Origin of the sequence: Arthrobacter sp. AOP36-C1-22, assembly GCF_052377515.1 — a bacterium.
In the GTDB taxonomy this organism is placed as follows: Bacteria; Actinomycetota; Actinomycetes; order Actinomycetales; family Micrococcaceae; genus Arthrobacter_H.
Genome location: NZ_JBQSWW010000016.1, coordinates 45,762 through 62,358, shown reverse-complemented (window position 1 = coordinate 62,358; position 16,597 = coordinate 45,762). Strand labels below are relative to the sequence as shown.

General features: G+C 68.4%; 15 protein-coding genes and 1 riboswitch. Of the genes, 6 read left to right on the top strand and 9 right to left on the bottom strand.

Features of this window, described 5'->3' with window-relative positions; genetic code table 11:
• The first annotated feature begins 116 nt into the window (after positions 1–116).
• From ACT3S6_RS10385 to ACT3S6_RS10370, 4 genes are read left to right on the top strand one after another with little or no spacing between them, the layout of a single operon-like run.
• A complete protein-coding gene (locus tag ACT3S6_RS10385) occupies positions 117–587 on the top strand; it encodes a MarR family winged helix-turn-helix transcriptional regulator (protein ID WP_444554878.1) in 471 nt (156 codons plus the stop codon).
• Between the two features lie 27 nt (positions 588–614).
• A complete protein-coding gene (locus ACT3S6_RS10380) occupies positions 615–1,241 on the top strand; it encodes a LysE family transporter (protein WP_444554877.1) in 627 nt (208 codons plus the stop codon).
• 54 nt (positions 1,242–1,295) lie between these two features.
• Positions 1,296–1,799: a low molecular weight protein-tyrosine-phosphatase gene (locus ACT3S6_RS10375; RefSeq protein WP_444554876.1), complete on the top strand. Its 504-nt coding sequence runs from the start codon at positions 1,296–1,298 to the stop codon at positions 1,797–1,799.
• Entirely contained in the window at positions 1,789–3,900 is a 2,112-nt protein-coding gene (locus ACT3S6_RS10370; protein ID WP_444554875.1) for a chorismate-binding protein, read from the top strand. Before ACT3S6_RS10375 ends, ACT3S6_RS10370 begins: the two co-directional genes overlap by 11 nt.
• 10 nt (positions 3,901–3,910) lie before the next feature.
• Here the strand turns inward: ACT3S6_RS10370 and cls are convergent, their stop codons facing one another.
• Positions 3,911–5,350: a cardiolipin synthase gene (gene cls / locus ACT3S6_RS10365; RefSeq protein ID WP_444554895.1), complete on the bottom strand. Its 1,440-nt coding sequence runs from the start codon at positions 5,348–5,350 to the stop codon at positions 3,911–3,913.
• Positions 5,351–5,466: 116 nt separating this feature from the next.
• Between cls and ACT3S6_RS10360 the strand changes: the two genes are divergently transcribed.
• Positions 5,467–6,357, top strand: coding sequence for an aminodeoxychorismate lyase (locus tag ACT3S6_RS10360; protein WP_444554874.1), 891 nt, complete (start codon positions 5,467–5,469; stop codon positions 6,355–6,357).
• Between the two features lie 6 nt (positions 6,358–6,363).
• Here the strand turns inward: ACT3S6_RS10360 and ACT3S6_RS10355 are convergent, their stop codons facing one another.
• Complete coding sequence (locus ACT3S6_RS10355; protein WP_444554873.1) at positions 6,364–8,802, bottom strand: ATP-binding cassette domain-containing protein; 2,439 nt, start codon at positions 8,800–8,802, stop codon at positions 6,364–6,366.
• 4 nt (positions 8,803–8,806) lie between these two features.
• Positions 8,807–9,427: an ECF transporter S component gene (locus tag ACT3S6_RS10350; RefSeq protein ID WP_444554872.1), complete on the bottom strand. Its 621-nt coding sequence runs from the start codon at positions 9,425–9,427 to the stop codon at positions 8,807–8,809.
• Between the two features lie 53 nt (positions 9,428–9,480).
• Positions 9,481–9,607, bottom strand: a riboswitch (TPP riboswitch).
• A 69-nt stretch (positions 9,608–9,676) separates the two neighbouring features.
• Here ACT3S6_RS10350 and ACT3S6_RS10345 point away from each other — a divergent pair.
• Positions 9,677–9,946 carry a DUF4235 domain-containing protein gene (locus tag ACT3S6_RS10345; protein ID WP_444554871.1) on the top strand — a complete coding sequence of 90 codons (270 nt, stop codon included), beginning with the start codon at positions 9,677–9,679 and terminating at the stop codon, positions 9,944–9,946.
• Positions 9,947–9,952: 6 nt separating this feature from the next.
• Here the strand turns inward: ACT3S6_RS10345 and mnhG are convergent, their stop codons facing one another.
• Genes mnhG through ACT3S6_RS10315 form a run of 6 tightly spaced genes read right to left on the bottom strand, consistent with a single transcriptional unit; the run spans position 9,953 to position 16,463 of the window.
• Entirely contained in the window at positions 9,953–10,351 is a 399-nt protein-coding gene (gene mnhG / locus ACT3S6_RS10340; protein ID WP_444554870.1) for a monovalent cation/H(+) antiporter subunit G, read from the bottom strand.
• Positions 10,348–10,614, bottom strand: coding sequence for a monovalent cation/H+ antiporter complex subunit F (locus tag ACT3S6_RS10335; protein ID WP_444554869.1), 267 nt, complete (start codon positions 10,612–10,614; stop codon positions 10,348–10,350). Before ACT3S6_RS10335 ends, mnhG begins: the two co-directional genes overlap by 4 nt.
• Positions 10,611–11,279: a Na+/H+ antiporter subunit E gene (locus ACT3S6_RS10330; protein WP_444554868.1), complete on the bottom strand. Its 669-nt coding sequence runs from the start codon at positions 11,277–11,279 to the stop codon at positions 10,611–10,613. The genes ACT3S6_RS10335 and ACT3S6_RS10330 overlap by 4 nt, the downstream gene beginning before the upstream one ends.
• Positions 11,276–12,907 carry a Na+/H+ antiporter subunit D gene (locus ACT3S6_RS10325; protein WP_444554867.1) on the bottom strand — a complete coding sequence of 544 codons (1,632 nt, stop codon included), beginning with the start codon at positions 12,905–12,907 and terminating at the stop codon, positions 11,276–11,278. Before ACT3S6_RS10325 ends, ACT3S6_RS10330 begins: the two co-directional genes overlap by 4 nt.
• Positions 12,904–13,476 (bottom strand): Na(+)/H(+) antiporter subunit C, encoded by a 573-nt coding sequence (locus ACT3S6_RS10320; protein WP_444554866.1) that lies wholly within the window; start codon positions 13,474–13,476, stop codon positions 12,904–12,906. The genes ACT3S6_RS10325 and ACT3S6_RS10320 overlap by 4 nt, the downstream gene beginning before the upstream one ends.
• Positions 13,473–16,463 (bottom strand): Na+/H+ antiporter subunit A, encoded by a 2,991-nt coding sequence (locus ACT3S6_RS10315; RefSeq protein WP_444554865.1) that lies wholly within the window; start codon positions 16,461–16,463, stop codon positions 13,473–13,475. The genes ACT3S6_RS10320 and ACT3S6_RS10315 overlap by 4 nt, the downstream gene beginning before the upstream one ends.
• Between the last annotated feature and the right edge of the window lie 134 nt (positions 16,464–16,597).

The following is a 16,597-nucleotide window of genomic DNA, read 5'->3' as shown; positions in this document are numbered from 1 at the left end:
GCACGGCCGTCCCCGATGTTCGTTTCCCTCAGATCCTACTTTAGTTCCACCATGAAATAATATGATTTTCTGATAAAATTATCGGCCTCCACGTCTGCCCGGCATAAACTGTCTGCATGGAAAGCCCGCCGGATCGTCGCCTCATCGAACTGCTCCAACGGTTCGTCATGGCCACGGACCGCTACGTGGAGACCGCCGGCGCGGGGCACGGAATGCACCGGACCGATCTCAATGCACTGTCCTTCGTCATGCGCACCGAACAGGAAGGCCAGGCCCCGACGGCCAGCAACCTCTCCGCCGTGCTGAACCTGAGCTCACCGGCGACCACCGCCCTACTCAACCGCCTCGCCGCCTCCGGACACATCACCCGCGAGCGCAACGACGACGATCGCCGGGTGGTCAGGATCCGCAGCACCGCCAGTGCCGCGCAGGACGGGCGGGCCATGTTCACCGCCCTGGCCACCGAGCTCGGCGAGGTCATTGCCCGCTTCGACCCCGCCGAGCGCCTGGTCCTGACCCGATTCATGGCCGACGCCTCGGCGGCCGTGGACCGGGCGACCGGGTCGCACCGCCCCGAAACCACGTAGCCGGCTCCGGACCCCTAGAATCCTTGGGTGACCCTCTCCCTCTGGCTTTCGCTGCTGGGTGCCTGCATCCTGATCAGCTTCACCCCCGGCGCCGGGGCGATCAACACCATGAACAACGCCCTCAATGCGGGGTTCCGGCGCTCGTTCTGGGGCATCCTGGGACAACAGGCCGCCTTGCTGGTGCACGTGATGATCGTCGCCGCCGGCATCGGGGTGCTGGTGGCCAACTCACCGGTGGCCTTCGCCGCCATCCGCTATCTGGGCGCCGCCTATCTGGTGTATCTGGGCGTGGGCCTGCTGCGGGCCAAACCGGACCCCGATACGGCGGCGGTTGACGTCAGGGCCCATGAGTCCGGCGTGTCCATGTTCCGGCGCGGGCTCTGGGTGAACCTCCTGAACCCGAAGGCGATCGTCTTCTTCCTGGCGTTCACCCCGCAGTTCATCCGGCCCGCCGCTCCCCTGCTGCCCCAATACCTGATCCTCATCGGGACCATCGTTGCGGTGGACATCCTGGTCATGTGGTTCTTCTTCGCCGCCACGGCCAAGGGATTCCGCCGTTTCACCCGCAATGCCCGCGGCCAACGCATCCTGAACCTCTGCTTCGGGACCTTGTTCATCTTCGTGGCCGCCCTGCTGGTGCTGATGCACCAGTAGCCCCGCCGGGGCGTGAGGCTGTCACCGGAACCACGGCGCACCTAGACTGGCAGCATGTACAGGATCACGACAGTGTGCACCGGCAACATCTGCCGGTCCCCGATGGCCGAACACCTGCTCCGCGCCGCCCTGCAGGAGGCCGGCGTCGAGGGCGTGGACGTCGATTCGGCGGGAACGAGCGACTGGGAGATCGGGCGTCCCATGGATCCGCGGGCCGCCGAGCTGCTCAGGCGCCAGGGCCTCGACCCGTCCGGGCATGCCGCCCGCCAGTTCGCCGCCGAGGACTTCGCCGACACTGATCTGGTCCTGGCCCTGGACACCGACCACTTCGGGGCCCTGCGCCGGCTGGCCGGAAACGAATCCGATCGTTCAAAGGTCCACATGCTGCGGTCCTTCGACCCCGAGGTGGCCCAGAAGGCCCCCGCCCAGCAAGGCATCTACGACCCCTGGTACGGCGACGAGGCGGACTTCGCGATCACCGAACAACTCATCACCGCCGCCGTGCCGGGGCTGGTACGCCACATCAGGACCCGGACCGCGGATCCGCGTGGCGCGTAGATCACCGGTCATCATTGCGGTCGATGGCCGCTCCGGGGCCGGCAAGTCCACCCTGGCCCTGGAACTGGCCACCAGTCTGAGGGTCCACCGCAGCGTCTCCCTGTTCCACCTCGAGGACATCTACACCGGCTGGGACGGGCTCGCCCGCGGCCGCGAACGCTATGTCACCGAGGTGCTGGACTCCCTGTATTGGGGTGAGGACGCCCGCTGGACCTCCTGGGATTGGGAGCACGGCACCGACGGCGAGCGCCGCACCACGGTGGCCGCCGACGTCGTCATCGTCGAGGGGGTCGGGGCCTCCTGCCGTCAAGCACGCGCCTATCTGGATGCCAGCATCTGGGTCGAGGTGGAGGACGACGTCCGACGGCGGCGTGCCCTGGCCCGGGATGGCGACACCTTCGCCCCGCATTGGGAGCGCTGGGCGGCACAGGAGCAGGGGTGGCTGGACCAGGACCCGGTGATCGAACGCGCCGATGTCATCGTGGCGAACCATGCCGACGGCAGTGCCCCGCCCGATGCACTCCGGGCCCTGACCCAGCTGCCGGTGCTGCAGGAACCCCTGCGGCCCGAACTCCAGGCGGCAGCGAACGGGTCGCTGCTCGCCCGCCGTCTGCCGCTGCCTGACATCCCACAGGTCGCGACCAGCCTCTTTGAACGGTTCTTCCCCGGCGAACATGCCGTCCTGCTGGAATCCTCGAACGCCTCCTGCCCCGGGGCCACCCGCAACCGCTTCAGCATCCTGGCGGACGATGCCGGCGAGGCCGCCGCCCGGGCCGAACACCATGACGGCCTGACCGAGGTGGTCATCGGTTGTGCCCGGGTGCGGGTGGCCGGCCCGTTCTTCGCCTGGCTGGACCGCAACTGGGGCACCGCCCGGCTCCAGGGGCCGGCGGGACTGGACTGCGGCTTCGCCCTGGGGTGGCTCGGCTGGCTGGGCTACGAGCTCGGCCGCGAATCCGGGGCGGTCCCCAACGCCTCCAGCCCGACCCCCGATGCCGCTCTCCTGCACCCGGGACGGGCCCTCGTGATCGACCATGAACGCGCCGAAGCCTGGCTGCTGGCCCTGGAGTCCCCGGATGCCCGCAACTGGCTGGATTCCACGGCCGACGCACTCCGGCGGCTCCCCGGCCCCCGGGCCCATCCGGCCATGGGCGAACCGCCCCTCCCCCCGGAGCCCGCCGCCGCGACGAACCCACCCCCGCGTTTCACCGCACGGGACACCCGGGAGGGATACCTGGCCAAGATCCTTGCCGCCCAAGCCCAGATCACCGAGGGCAACAGCTATGAGATCTGTCTGACCACCGCGGTGGAGGCCACCGTCGCCCCGGAGGCCTTCGACCCGTGGCGGACGTATCTGGCCCTGCGTCGGACGAGCCCCGCCCCGTTCGCCCACTACATCCGGTGGGGTGGCACCGTGGTGGCCAGCTCCTCCCCCGAACGTTTCCTGTCCCTGGACGCGGCCGGCCTGTTGCGGGCCGAACCGATCAAGGGCACCCGCCCGCGCTCGCAGGACCCGACCCTGGACGGCAGGCTGGCCCACGATCTGGCGACCTCGCCGAAGGACCGGGCGGAGAACATCATGATCGTGGATCTGCTGCGCAACGATCTCTCCCGCTTTGCTGTTCCCTCGACCCTGCGTGTTCCGCGCCTGTGCGCGGTGGAGAGCTACGCAACCGTCCACCAGCTGGTGTCCACGATCGAGGCCCGGCTGCTCCCCGACGCCCCGCGGGCCGAGGCCGTGGCCGCCGCCTTCCCGCCGGGGTCCATGACCGGGGCCCCGAAGATCTCGACGATGGCCATCCTGGACCGGCTCGAGGAGGGCCGGCCCCGCGGGGTGTATTCGGGGGCCGTCGGATACTTCTCCCACACCTCGGCCGCCGATCTGGCCGTGGTCATCCGCACGCTGGTCGCCCGACAGGATCCGGGGACCACCTCGGGGCCCGACGTCGCGCAGGCAGCCCCCGGCCCGTGGCGACTCGGCCTGGGACTGGGCGGGGCCATCACCGCCGATTCGGATCCGGCCGGGGAATGGGATGAGGTCACGACCAAATCCCGGGGCGTGCTCTCGGCCCTGGGCACCGGGTTCGACGCCGGGGACTGACCGCCTTGCCCTACTGCAGGGTTGCGGTCAGCCGGGCCACGTTGTCCAGGTAGCGCATGGTGCGTGGACGGTCCAGCCAGTCCTCCAGGGTGAGCAGGGTGCACTTTTCCTTATACGCGTCCTGGACCTTCTTGATCTCCCCCACGGCCCGGGATCCCAGCAGCATCAGGGACACTTCCAGATTCAGCGAGAAGGACCGCATATCCATGTTGGAGGACCCGAAGACCGCCACCTCGTCGTCGACGGTGAAGCACTTGGTGTGCAGAACCATCGGCTGCTGATACCGGTAGATCTTCACCCCGGCCTTCAACAACTGCAGGTAGTAGGACTGTTGGGAGTGATGGACCAACGCCTGGTCGCCGCGTTCGGAGACCAGCAGCTCGACCTCGACCCCGCGCTGGGCCGCGGTGGTGACCGCGTAGAGCATCGAATCATCCGGGACGAAGTACGGGCTGGTGATCGTCAGTTTCTCCGTGGCCGAATACATCAGCGTGTTGAACAGGCGCAGGTTGTTCTCCGACTCGAATCCCGGTCCGGAGGGAACGATCTGTCCGGTGGTCGTCCCGCAAGGCAGGGGGACACCGCCCTCGTTGAGGTCCTCCAGCAGGTACTCGTCCGTCTCCTGCGACCAGTCCGTGGCGAAGACGACGTCGAGGCCGGTGACCATCGGTCCTCCGACGCGGGCCATCAAATCGATCCATTCGCGGCCGAGCTTATGCGAGGACTTGCGCTTATAGCCGGGCTCGATGAGGTTCTGGCTCCCGGTGAAGGCGGTTTCCCCGTCGATGACCAGGATCTTCCGGTGGTTGCGCAGATCCGGGCGCCGCCACTTCCAGCGCAGCGGTGAGATGGGAAGCATCCGCCGCCATTCGATGCCGCTGCCGCGCAGACGCCGTAACAACTCGCGGTATCCCTCGGTGCGCATGGTGCCCAGATGGTCGAAGAGGAACCTGACGCGCACCCCGCGGTCGGCGGCATCCTCCAGCGCCGTCAGGAAGGGGCCGGTGAGCTCGGGATCGTCGCCCACGATGTAGAACTGGGCGTTGACGTAGTCCTTCGCCTGGTTGATCGCCTCGGTCATCCGGCGGATCGATTCGCTCGAATCGGTGATGAAATCGAACTGGTTTCCTTCCTGCAGGGGGAAGGCCCCGAGGTTGCGGTTCAGTTCGATCGCCGACCGGACCCACTCCGGGGCGTCCGGGGGGCCGTTGTCCACGTCCAGGGTCGCGGTGGCATCGATCACCCGTTGGTTGACGTCGGTTTGCCGGTCGATCCGGCGTTGCGAGAGCTTGAAGTTCCCGAACAGCAGGAACAGACCCAGGCCGACGACGGGGAAGAAGAAGATGGACAGCAGCCAGGCCATCGCGGTGGTCGGCCGCCGGTTCCCGGGGACGACACCGAGCATGACGATCCGGATCCCGAGGTCGACCACCCAGAGGAGCGACACCATCCATCCGGGAAGGTTCTGCCAAAGGAACAGCGATTCGGTCAAGGACGCACCTCTCAACGATGTCGGGACGGTCCAAGCCTAGTGGCAGGAACAAACCGCAAGGGTATTCTTGGCCCATGACAGTCTTGGTGTTCTTGGACCCCTCCAGGCCGGCCGGCCGCCTCGCCGATGCCTCCGCCGCGCAGTTGCTCGTCACCGATCAGGGGGTCATCCGCGGCGACGGGGTCTTCGAGTCCATGTTGTATACCGCCGGCGCCGTACGGAAACTGGACGCCCACCTCTCCCGGCTCAGGGGCTCGGCGGCCAGCTGCGACCTGGACCTGCCCGGGGAGCAGTCCTGGCGGGCGGCCATCGCCACCGCGGTGGCCCGGTATGACCAGGAGCGTACCGCGGACCCGGAGGACCCCGATGAGGCCGTGGTGAAACTGGTCGCCACCCGGGGCCCGGAGGACCAGCCCCACGGCACCGCCTGGGTCACCGTCTCCCCCGCCCCGGAGTCCGGACGCCGCCAACGCACCGAGGGTGTCGCCGTCGTGCTCCTGGACCGCGGTTACGACTCCTCGTTGGCCGAACGGGCCCCGTGGCTGCTCCAGGGCGCCAAGACGCTTTCCTACGCGGTGAACATGGCCGCCCTGCGTCATGCCCACACACTGGGGGCGGAGGACGTCATCTTCACCTCCAGCGACGGACGCGTGCTCGAGGGGCCGACCTCCACGGTGCTGCTGGCCACCCGAGTGAACGGGGTCAAGCAGCTGGTGACCCCGATGGTGGAGACCGGAATCCTTCCCGGAACCACCCAGGGCGCGATCTTCGCGGCCGCCGAAGCCGCCGGCTGGACGTTGGGCTACGGCCCGTTGGAACCGGCGGACCTGTTCGATGCCGACGCCGTATGGCTGGTCTCCAGCCTCCGGCTGCTGGCCCCGGTCACCTCGATCGATGGCACCCCGATCTCCCGGGATCGGGCCCTGGGCACCGAACTGGCGGCCCTGCTCGAAGCCGTCGGCTAGGACCGGCTAGCCCCAGACGAGGTTCCAGGCGCCGGTGAGCAGGGCGGCGGCCGTGGCCACCGCCCCCAGGGACAGGCCTCCGGCCACCAGGGCCCCGTCCCGCCAGGAGAAGGTGGCGGTCCGCGCCCAGGTGCGGCGGGTCCCGCCGAAGCCCTTGGCCTCCATCGTGACCGCCAGCCGCGAGGCGCGGCGGATGGCCTGGACCATCAGCCCCAGGCTCTGCCCCGCATTGGCCCGCAGACGCTGCACGAATCCTCCTTGGGCGCCCACGCCCCGGGCCCGGCGGGCCATGCCCAACGTCACCCATTCCTCGGCCAGCAGCCCGATCAGGCGCATCCCGGCCAAGGCACCCAACACGAAACGGTGCGGAAGCCTGGCTTGTTGGGCCAGGGCATTGGCCAGATCGGTGGGGTCGGTGCTCGAGAGGACGATGACCGCGGGAACCGCTACCGCGAAGATCCGCAGTCCGGTGGCCACCCCGGAGACCAGGGACCCCTCGCTGATCGTGGCCACCCCCAGGTCCAGCAGGACCGCGCCGGCATCGTTGCCGACCAGCGCGGTGCCCCAGGCGGCAAACAGCGCCGCCACCAGTAAAGGCCACGCCCGCAGGAGGAAGCGTCCCGGGGCGATCCCCCCGAGCCGGAGCAGCAGCAGGCTGGCCAGGACGACGATGCTGGAGGTCACCAGGTCCAGAGAGGCGATCAACGGCACCGTGGCCAGCACCACCGCAGCAAGCTTGGCCAACGGGTTGCACCGCCCGAAGAAGCTCGCCCGGGCCCCGGCATCGGGTTCCAGCCCCGGCATCCCCCCGGAGGCCCGGGCGGTGGTGGGGTCCGGGCCCTGCGGTGTGGTCCTGCCCGGTTCCCGGCAGGGGCGTCGATCGGCGACGACCTCGACCGTGGAGGCCCCCAAGGCGGCGGCGAAGCCCGCATCGTGCGTGACCGCGACGACGGCGACGCCGTCCTGGAGTTGTTCGCGCAGCAACAGCGCCAGTTCCCTCCAGGTATTGGCATCCTGGCCGAAGGTCGGTTCGTCGAGGATCAGTAGTCGGGGGCGGGCGGCGAGCACGGTGGCCACCGACAGCCGGCGCTTTTCGCCTCCCGAGAGGGTGAACGGGTTCGCCTCGGCCAGATGCCTCAGCCCCAACCGGTCCAACAGCTCATCGACCCGTCCGGTGATTTCCTCGTCGGTGTACAGCCGGGTCTTCGACCCCGGTCTGCGGGCCCGTCGTGGGCCGAAGGCCAGTTCCTCGCGCACGGTGGCGGTGACGAATTGGTGCTCGGGCTCCTGGAAGACGGTGCCGATCCGGGCGACCAGTTCCCCGGCCCGCCACCGGTAGGGCCGGTCGGCGTCCCCGGGGTCGGAGGCCCCCGCGGCGCCCTGGTCGCCGCTGAGGCCCGGCAGGGCGGCGACGCTGCCGGCCCGTTCGGGCAGCAGCCCGGCCAGGGTCAACGCCAGTGTTGATTTGCCCGCCCCGTTGGCCCCGGTGATGCACAGCGCCTGCCCGGCGTCGATCCGCAGGTCAAGACCCGATACGGCGGCAGGACCCTGGGCCGTTCTGGACACGGCCAACCCCCGTCCCCTCAACAGGCCGGCGGCCGGTGCTGCCGGCTTCAGCCGGGCCGGCAGCACGGGAGTGTGGCCGGGAACCCAGACCCCGGCGTCGATGAGCCGGTCCCGGATGGGTCCGGGGGCGAAGAGCCGGGCCGGTGTGCCCTGGTAGGCGATGCCGCCGCCGGGCTCCAGGACGATCACGCGGTCCACGGCGTCGGCCCAGGCCGCCAGCCGGTGTTCGACGATGATCATCGTCGCCCCGCTGGCGCCCACGGCGTCGATCACTGCGTCACGGACCTCCAGCACCCCCTCGGGGTCGAGGTTCGCGGTGGGTTCGTCCAGCAGGACCAGTCCCGGGCGCATGGCCAGGATCCCGGCCAGGGCCAGTCGTTGCTTCTGTCCCCCCGACAGGGAGGAGGTGGGGTGGTCCAGGGGCAGGCTGAGCCCGACGGCGTGCAGGGATTCGATGACGCGGGGCCAGATCAGTTCCGGATCCACCGAAAGGTTTTCCGCCCCGAAGGCGACGTCGTCCCCCACCCGGGCCTGGACGATCTGGGTCTCGGGGTCCTGCTGCATCAGCCCGGTCCGGCCGTGGGCGGCCGCGGCGGGTCGGCCATCGATGAGCAGTTCCCCTGCGGAGGCGTTGTCCTCATCGTCCTGCAACACCCCGGCCAGGGCATGCATGAGGGTCGATTTACCGGCCCCAGACGGGCCGACGAGCAACACCTTCTCCCCGGCGTCGATGTCCAGGTCCAGCCCCAGCACGGCGGGCTCCTCGCGTCCGGCATGCTGCCATCCCCAACCGCTGGCCCTGACCGCCGCCGCGCGGACGTCGCCGACCCCGGTGGCCGGTGAAGGGCCCCGGGCCCCGGTCGGTGCATCATGTGTCATCGGTTCAACCCAGGACCCGTTCCTGGGCGGCCTTCCGCGACGCCATCGAGGACAAGGCCCCGGTTCGCGACAGGGCCCGGGTCAGTGCCCAGGATCCCAATCCGGCGATGACCAGGCCCGAAATGGCCATGAACACCACATAGGCCAGTTTCATGCTCTCGGTGTAGTCGGGGAACCAGGAGAAGACGAAGGCGTCGTTCACTCCACCGAAGATCCCGGTCAGCAGCCCGGCGAACAGCGCCACCGGCAGCGACCAGCGGCGGTAGAGCAGCACGGCGAAGACGATTTCGGCGCCGAGGCCCTGGATGATCCCCGAGGCCCAGACCGTCCAGCCGTATTCGGAGCCCAGGAGCGAGGAAACGACCGCGGCTACCATCTCGCAGAACAGTGCGGCCCCTGGTTTGCGGATGATCAGTGCCCCCAGGACGGCGGGGAAGAGCCACATTCCGGCCAGCAGGGCGGATGAGGGCGGGAAGGCCACGAAGATGAAGTCGAAGGCGTGGTGGGTGGTGTTCCAGGCCCAGAAGATCACCCCGGAGGCCACGGCGATGACGGAGGCGACGACGATGTCCACGACGCGCCAGGTGTAACGGGCGGTCGGTGCCGCCGAGAGGGTGCTGCTCATGTGGTGTTCCTCCTTGGGTCCAAGGAGGGGAGGACCCCGCGGCGGTTCCGCGGGTCCTGAGATTCTCGACTCCCTTCGCCGGTACGAGCCGGAGCAGGTTCGAGGGTCTGCGGTGTTCCGCACTCTCAGCGTCGAAGATTCCGGCCGTGGCCGGTCGGCGACGCTCCCCTGTCGTAGGTGATTCAGTAGGGCCGAGTCTACAGCGCGTTATGCTGGGCAGGTAATCACCTACCGACGGGAGAATCGTTCGTGAACGCATTATTGAAGATCGTCGGCGCGGTCGTGTCGATCGGCGTCGGCTTCGTCGGCGGCAAGCTCGTGGACACCATCTGGTACAAGGTCACCGGAGAGAACCCCCCGAAGCCGAACGACAAGGAAGCCCAGGCCGAGGCATCGATGCGTCATGCGCTCGGGTTCGCTGTGGTCTCCGCCGTGGTGTCCGCAGTGATCCAGGTCCTGACCAACCGTGGCACGCAGCGGGCCATTGCCCGCTTCAACCACACGGCCGACGAGGTCTGATCCTCGTCAGCGGCCTTCGTCCAGGCGGCGCTGGGCCTCGGAGACCACTTCATTGAGGTCGTCGAGGACCAGCGTCTCCTGTTTGAGGTGCCGGGTCCGGTAGCCGGCACGACCGACCATATGGGCGGTCACCGGGGCGGTGAGCAGCTGGAAGAACCAGGCCAGCACCAGTATCGGCACCGCGGACCAGGCCCTGATCTGCAGGGCGACGGAGAGCAGCATCAGGAACAATCCCAGGACCTGCGGTTTCGTGGCCGCGTGCATGCGGGAGAAGAGGTCCGGGAAACGCAGCAGGCCGATGCCTGCGGCCACGGACAGCAGAGCCCCGGAGACCATGCTGATCACCACGATCCAGTCCAGGACCTGGTCCAGCGTCCCGCCCTCGGTCAGTCCAAGCACGATCATTGCCCCCTCCGATCGGTGACGTAGCGGGCGATGGTGACCGAACCGATGAAGGCCACCAGCGACCCGACGACGATGAACACGATGTGGTTCAGATGCCGGTTCACGACCATGTCCACGCAGAGTCCGCACAGGATGATGATCAACAGGACGTCCAGGGCCAGAGTCCGGTCCAGGATCGACGGGCCCCTGGCCAACCGGATCAGTGCCATGACGGCGCCAAGCGCCAGGGCGACCCCGGCGATCCAGGCAGCGACGATGATCATGGGTGCTCCTTCATCGATCGGTTCGCTCGTGCTGCGGGGTCGGGGCCTGCGGGGCCCTCGGCGTCCAGGGCCGCCAGTTCCTCCCGGCTGCCCATCATCCGGATGATCCTCGCTTCGATGGACCTGACCTGCCGCCGGAAGTCCTCGGCCTCCTGGACGGTGTTGATGTCCAGCACGTGCAGGTAAAGCGTGGAGGTCGTCCGGTCGATCTCCACGACGAAGGACCCCGGGATGAGGGTCAGCACATGCCCCAGGACCGTGGCCATGAGGTCTTCCTGGCTGCGCATGCGGATGCCGATGACCGCGTTGCGCACCTTCGGCCCGCGCCGGAGGACCACGAGCACCACCTGGATGCTCGCCCGCACGATTTCACGCAGGAACAACACCGTGAACACCAGCCCCTGCCAGGGGTTGAACCGGCCGGAGAGCTCCACGGGAGGCAGTTTGAAGGTCGTCACCACCCCCAGGGCGATGACGAACCCGAAAATCAGGTTCCCGGGGCTGAAGTCCCGCCAGAGGGCGCCCCACACCAGGACCAGCCACAACATCAGGGGAAGTTCGATCAGGAAGCGGGCACGACGCCGTCGTGCCCTGGCCCGGGCGCTGCGGGCCCCGGTGAGCAGTTCCGAGGGCCGTGCCGGACGCGGATGCCGGTGCGGGCTCATCGTCCGCCTCCCGTCTCGGAGGCGCCCAGGACGGCCTCGATGTAGGGCGTGCGTTCGAGCATCTGCTGCGAGGCCTGGTCGGCCAGGTCGAAGAGCGGCCCGGCGAAGATGGTCAGGGCCACCCCCAGGGCCACCAGCACCCCGGTGGCGAAGACCATGGTCGGGGGCAGCACGGCCGCATCCCCCCGTCCGCTCAGGCGATGTGGCTGGGTTTTGACGCCGGTCGTCCCGGTGGCGGGACGGCGGGCCTCCTCCGCGGCGATCAGCAGGATCGGGTCGGCGTCCTCGGCGTCCTCGGCGCGACGCCAGAACGCCCGGTTCCAGACCCGGGCGACGGCCAACAGGGTCAGCAGGGAGGTCACCAGGGCCCCGGCCAGCAGGACCCAGGCCAGCGGGGTCCCCAGGTCCACGCCGCCGCGCAGCAACCCGACCTTGCCCAGGAACCCGGAGAACGGCGGGATGCCGGCCAGGTTCATCGCCGGGATGAAGAACAGTACCGCCAGCACCGGTGACAGCTTGGCCAACGACCCGAGCCGGTCCACGTTCGAGGTCCCGCCCCGGCGTTCCATCAGCCCGGCGACCAGGAACAGCGAGGTCTGCACGATGATGTGGTGGGCCACGTAGTAGACGGTGGCCGCCAGGGCGACGGCGCTGCCGGTGGCGACCCCGAACATCATGTAGCCGATGTGGCTGGTCAACGTGAAGGAGAGCATGCGTTTGAAGTCGGCCTGGGCGAGGGCGCCGAGGATCCCCACGAGCATGGTCAGCAGGGCGACCACCAGCAGCGCCGTGTTCAGCCGGCCCCCTGGGAAGAGCAGGGTTTCGGTCCGGATGATCGCATAGACACCCACCTTGGTCAGCAGGCCGGCGAACACGGCCGTCACCGGCGCAGGAGCCGTCGGGTAGGAGTCGGGGAGCCAGAAGGACAGCGGGAACACCGCGGCCTTGACGCCGAAGGCGACCAGCAGCATCACATGCAGGATCTGTTGGGTTCCGGGGTCGATCTCGGCGAGCTTGCCGGCCAGATCGGCCATGTTCACGGTCCCGGTCGCGGCGTAGACCAGCCCGATCGCCAGCAGGAACAGGATCGAGGAGACCACCGAGACCACCACATAGGTGACCCCCGCACGGATCCGGGCCGTGGTCCCGCCCAGGGTCAGCAGCACGTAGGAGGCGGTCAGCAGGATTTCGAAACCGACGTAGAGGTTGAACAGGTCGCCGGCCAGAAAGGCGTTGGACACCCCGGCGACCAGGATCAGGTAGGCGGGGTGGAACACCGAGATGGGCCCGTCCTCGTCCCCGTCGGCCATGCCTTGGCCGGTGGCGTAGAGCAGCACGGTCAGGCTGACCGCCGTGGAGACCACGAGCATCAGTGCGGAGAACTCGTCGACCACCATGGAGATCCCGAACGGTGGGGCCCATCCGCCGATGACGACCGCTTGCGCCCCATGTCTCCAGGCCGATACCAGGAGCCAGGATTCCAGGGCGAGGGTCAGGCACAGGGTCCCGATCGTCGCGGTGCGCTGGGCCAGCGGGTGCCGTCGCAGCACGAAGGCCAGGGCGGCGCCCAGGATGGGCAGCAGCACCGCCAGGGGGGCGACGTCGATCGCGGCCAGGTCGTCCATCATCGGGCCTTCCTGTTGCGTCGTTTGTTGTTGGTTCCCGCACTCTCCTCGGAGGAGGCCTGCCGCAGTTCGCTGGCCAGCCGTTCCCCGGCGACCCGGGCGGCCGCCGCCCTCCGCGATTCCTCGGTGTGGCCCCCCTCCCCCTCGTCATCGATATCGGCCGGGAACTCCGAGGTCTCCAGCTCGACTTCGGAGTCCTCCTCGAAGTCGAAGGTGTCCTTGGAGGCTACCCGGCGGTCCTCGGCGTCGTCGGTGAGTTCGTCCCGGCGGGCGATGACCCAGGACCGGTAGATCATGGCCAGCAGGAACGCGGTGACCGCGAAGGTGATGACGATGGCGGTGAGGATCAGCGCCTGCGGAAGCGGGTCGGCATAGTCCTCCGCCGGGGTCCCCGCCTCGTAGAGGGGGGCGAGCCCGCTGCGCCCGCCGGCGGCCAGGATCAGCAGGTTCACCCCGTTGCCGACCAGGATGATGCCCAGCAGCACCCGGGTCAGACTGCGTTCGAGCAACAGGTAGATCCCCGCCGCGAAGAGCACGCCCATCACGATCAGCAGGGTCATGTTCACACTCATTGCCGGTCCCCCGCCCGTTGGACGACGGGCCGGCGAGGCCGGCGCACCCCGCCGGAGAGCAGTCCGCGCTTCTCGGTCTTCTCATCGATCTCCGAGCCGAGGCTGCGCAGCACGTCCACGACCAGCCCCACCACCACCAGGTACACCCCGATGTCGAAGAACGTGGAGGTGACGAATTTCTGCTCCCCGAAGACGGGCAGGGCGAATTCAAGGACCGCGGTCTGGAACAGTTGGCCGCCCAGCAGCAGGGGGACGACGCCGGAGAGGGCCGAGGTGGCCAGACCGAGGCCCAGCAACGTGCCAGGGCTGATGGGGGTGGCTTCGGCGAGTTCGAACCGCCCGCCGGCCAGATAACGGATGGTCAGGGCCAGTCCGGCCAACAGCCCGCCGGCGAATCCGCCGCCGGGGGAATTATGTCCGGCCAGCAGGAGGTAGATGGAGAAGATGATGATCGTGTGGAAGACCAGCCGGGCAACCACTTCGAAGATGATGGACCGGCGTTCGGGGGCCAGCGTCTTGCCGGCCACCAGCCAGGCGTCCTTCGCCGACTGGGCGAAATGCCGGGCGGTCGCCAGGGCCGCCGCGGCGCGGGTGCCGCCGGGCTGTGGTCTGGCCCGCCCCACGGATCCGGGTTCCGCCTCGACCACCCGGTGCCTGATGTCGCCCCGGCCGCGGACGAAGATCAGCGAGGCCACCCCGGTGGCGGCCACGGCCAACACGGTGATCTCCCCGAAGGTGTCCCAGACACGGATGTCCACGAGGGTGACGTTGACGATGTTCTTGCCGGCCCCGCCGAAATAGGCCAGTTCCGGGAAGGACAGCGACACCGGGTCCGCGGTACGTGAGGCCATGGCGGCTGCGGCGATGCCGATCATCGCCACCCCGAACCCGATCCCCAGCAGGGCCCGCGCCATGCGGTGCCCCGTGGGGTTCAGCGTCCAGAGCGGTGGGGGAAGCACCCGCAGCGCCAGCACCATCGCCACCAGGACGATCGTTTCCACCAGCAATTGGGTCAGCGCCAGGTCCGGGGCACCCTGCAGGGCGAAGATGAAGGCCATGCCGTACCCGGTGACGGAGACCATCAACACGGCCAGGAAGCGCCGGTTGGCCCGGATGGCCGCCAGGGCCCCGACGATCATGCAGAGTCCGGCGATCAGTTGGGCGGGGGTGTCGAACCAGACGATGTTCTCCGGCAGGGGTGTCTGGTTGGTCAGCCCCGCGACCGCCGGGACCACCAGGGCAACCAGGAGGATGACGCCCAGGTAGAACGGCAGCGAACCACGCTGGGTCCGCCCGGTGGTCCAGACGGAGACCTCGTCGACCGCGTTCAGCGACCACTTGTACACCTGCTCGGCTTCGAGCAGTGCCGGGACGCGGGACTGCAGGGCGCCGAATCCGGCCCGCCACCGATGCACCAGCAGCCCGGCGGCGATGACGAGCACCGAGAAGCCCAGCACCGGGGTCGGACCGTGCCATAGGGCCAGCTGGACCGGGTGCTCGGAGGCCGGGAACAACGAGGCGAATCCGGCCGCAGCCTTCCCCAGCGGCGTCGGGAGGAACCCGAACACCACTGTTGCCGCGGTCAGGACCGCCGGCGCCGCCAGGAAGGACCACGGGACGGCCTTGAACGCCGTGGCCGGCATGCCCGGTTTGGAAGCGAAGCCGCCCCAGATGAATCGTGCGCTGTAGGCGACGGTGAAGACGGAGCCGAGCAGCACCCCCAGGAACACGATGATCCCCGCGATGTCATGAGCACCGGCCAATAGGACCTCGAGCACCGATTCCTTGGCGACGAAGCCATACAGCGATGGGATGCCGGCCATCGAAGCCGCCGAGATCACCGCGACGACGAACAGTTTCGGAGCGGTCCGCCACAGTCCCGACAGCAGTCTCACGTCGCGGGTTCCCGCCTGATGGTCGATGATCCCCACGACCAGGAACAATGCCGCCTTGAAGAAACCGTGGGCCAGCATCAGGGCCAGCCCGGCGAGGGCGGCATCCGCGGTGCCCTGCCCCACCACCAACATGATGAAACCCAGCTGGGAGACGGTCCCGTAGGCCAGCACCAGTTTGATGTCGGTCTGTCGCAGGGCCCTCCAGCCACCGACGAGCATGGTCGCCAGCCCCAGCCCGATGATCATCCCGTCCCAGTAGGTGGTCCCGGAGAATCCGGGGGCCAGGCGGGCCACCAGGTAGACCCCTGCTTTCACCATGGCGGCGGCATGGAGGTAGGCGGATACCGGGGTTGGTGCGGCCATGGCACCGGGGAGCCAGAAATGGAAGGGTACCAGTGCCGATTTACTCACGGCCCCGAGAAGCACCAGGGCGATGGCGATATCGATGACGGTTCCGCGCGAGGCCAGTTCCGGGGCCATCGCCATGATTTCGGAGAGCCGGTAGGTGCCGGCGGTCTGGCCGATCATCACCAGGCCCAGCAGCATGGCCAATCCGCCGAAGGTGGTCACCAGCAGCGCCTGCAGGGCGGAGCGGCGGGCGAAGATGCGGGTCCGGGCGAAGCCGACCAGCAGATAGGACAGGATCGTCGTGATTTCCCAGAAGATGAACAGCAGGATCAGGTCATCGGCGATCACCAGCCCGAACATGGCCCCGGCGAAGGCCAGCAGCTGGGCGCCGAAGGGCCCGATGTTGGCGTCCTCGTTCTTGAAATAGCGCGCGCAGTAGAACAACACCAGCGCACCGACGCCCAGGATCAGCAAGCTCAGGACCGCGGCCAACGCATCCATCCGGAAAGCCAGGTCCAGTTGCAGGACGGGGATCCAATGGAGCAGTAATCCAGGTGGCGCATTCGGTTCCCCGGCGGCCGCCGATTGGTCGGCGGAGATGAAGGAATCAAAGTTGACCAGCAGCCACACGAATGCGGCGGCGGGGACGGCACCGAGGAGATAGAACGAAGCCCGGCCGAAGCGGCGGAACAAAAGCGGCGCCACGGCGCTCACCGCAAAGAGCGCGATGAGGACCACGGCCACGATGTTCTCCTGAGGGGTTCTGGGCCACGCATGGTTCGATACTGCAGCACTCGGTCAGGTAATTAATTTAGTTTAACAGTTCATCAATCCGATTCCGTAGAAAGCACCTTAATAGGCCGGTAATTTCGCGCAGG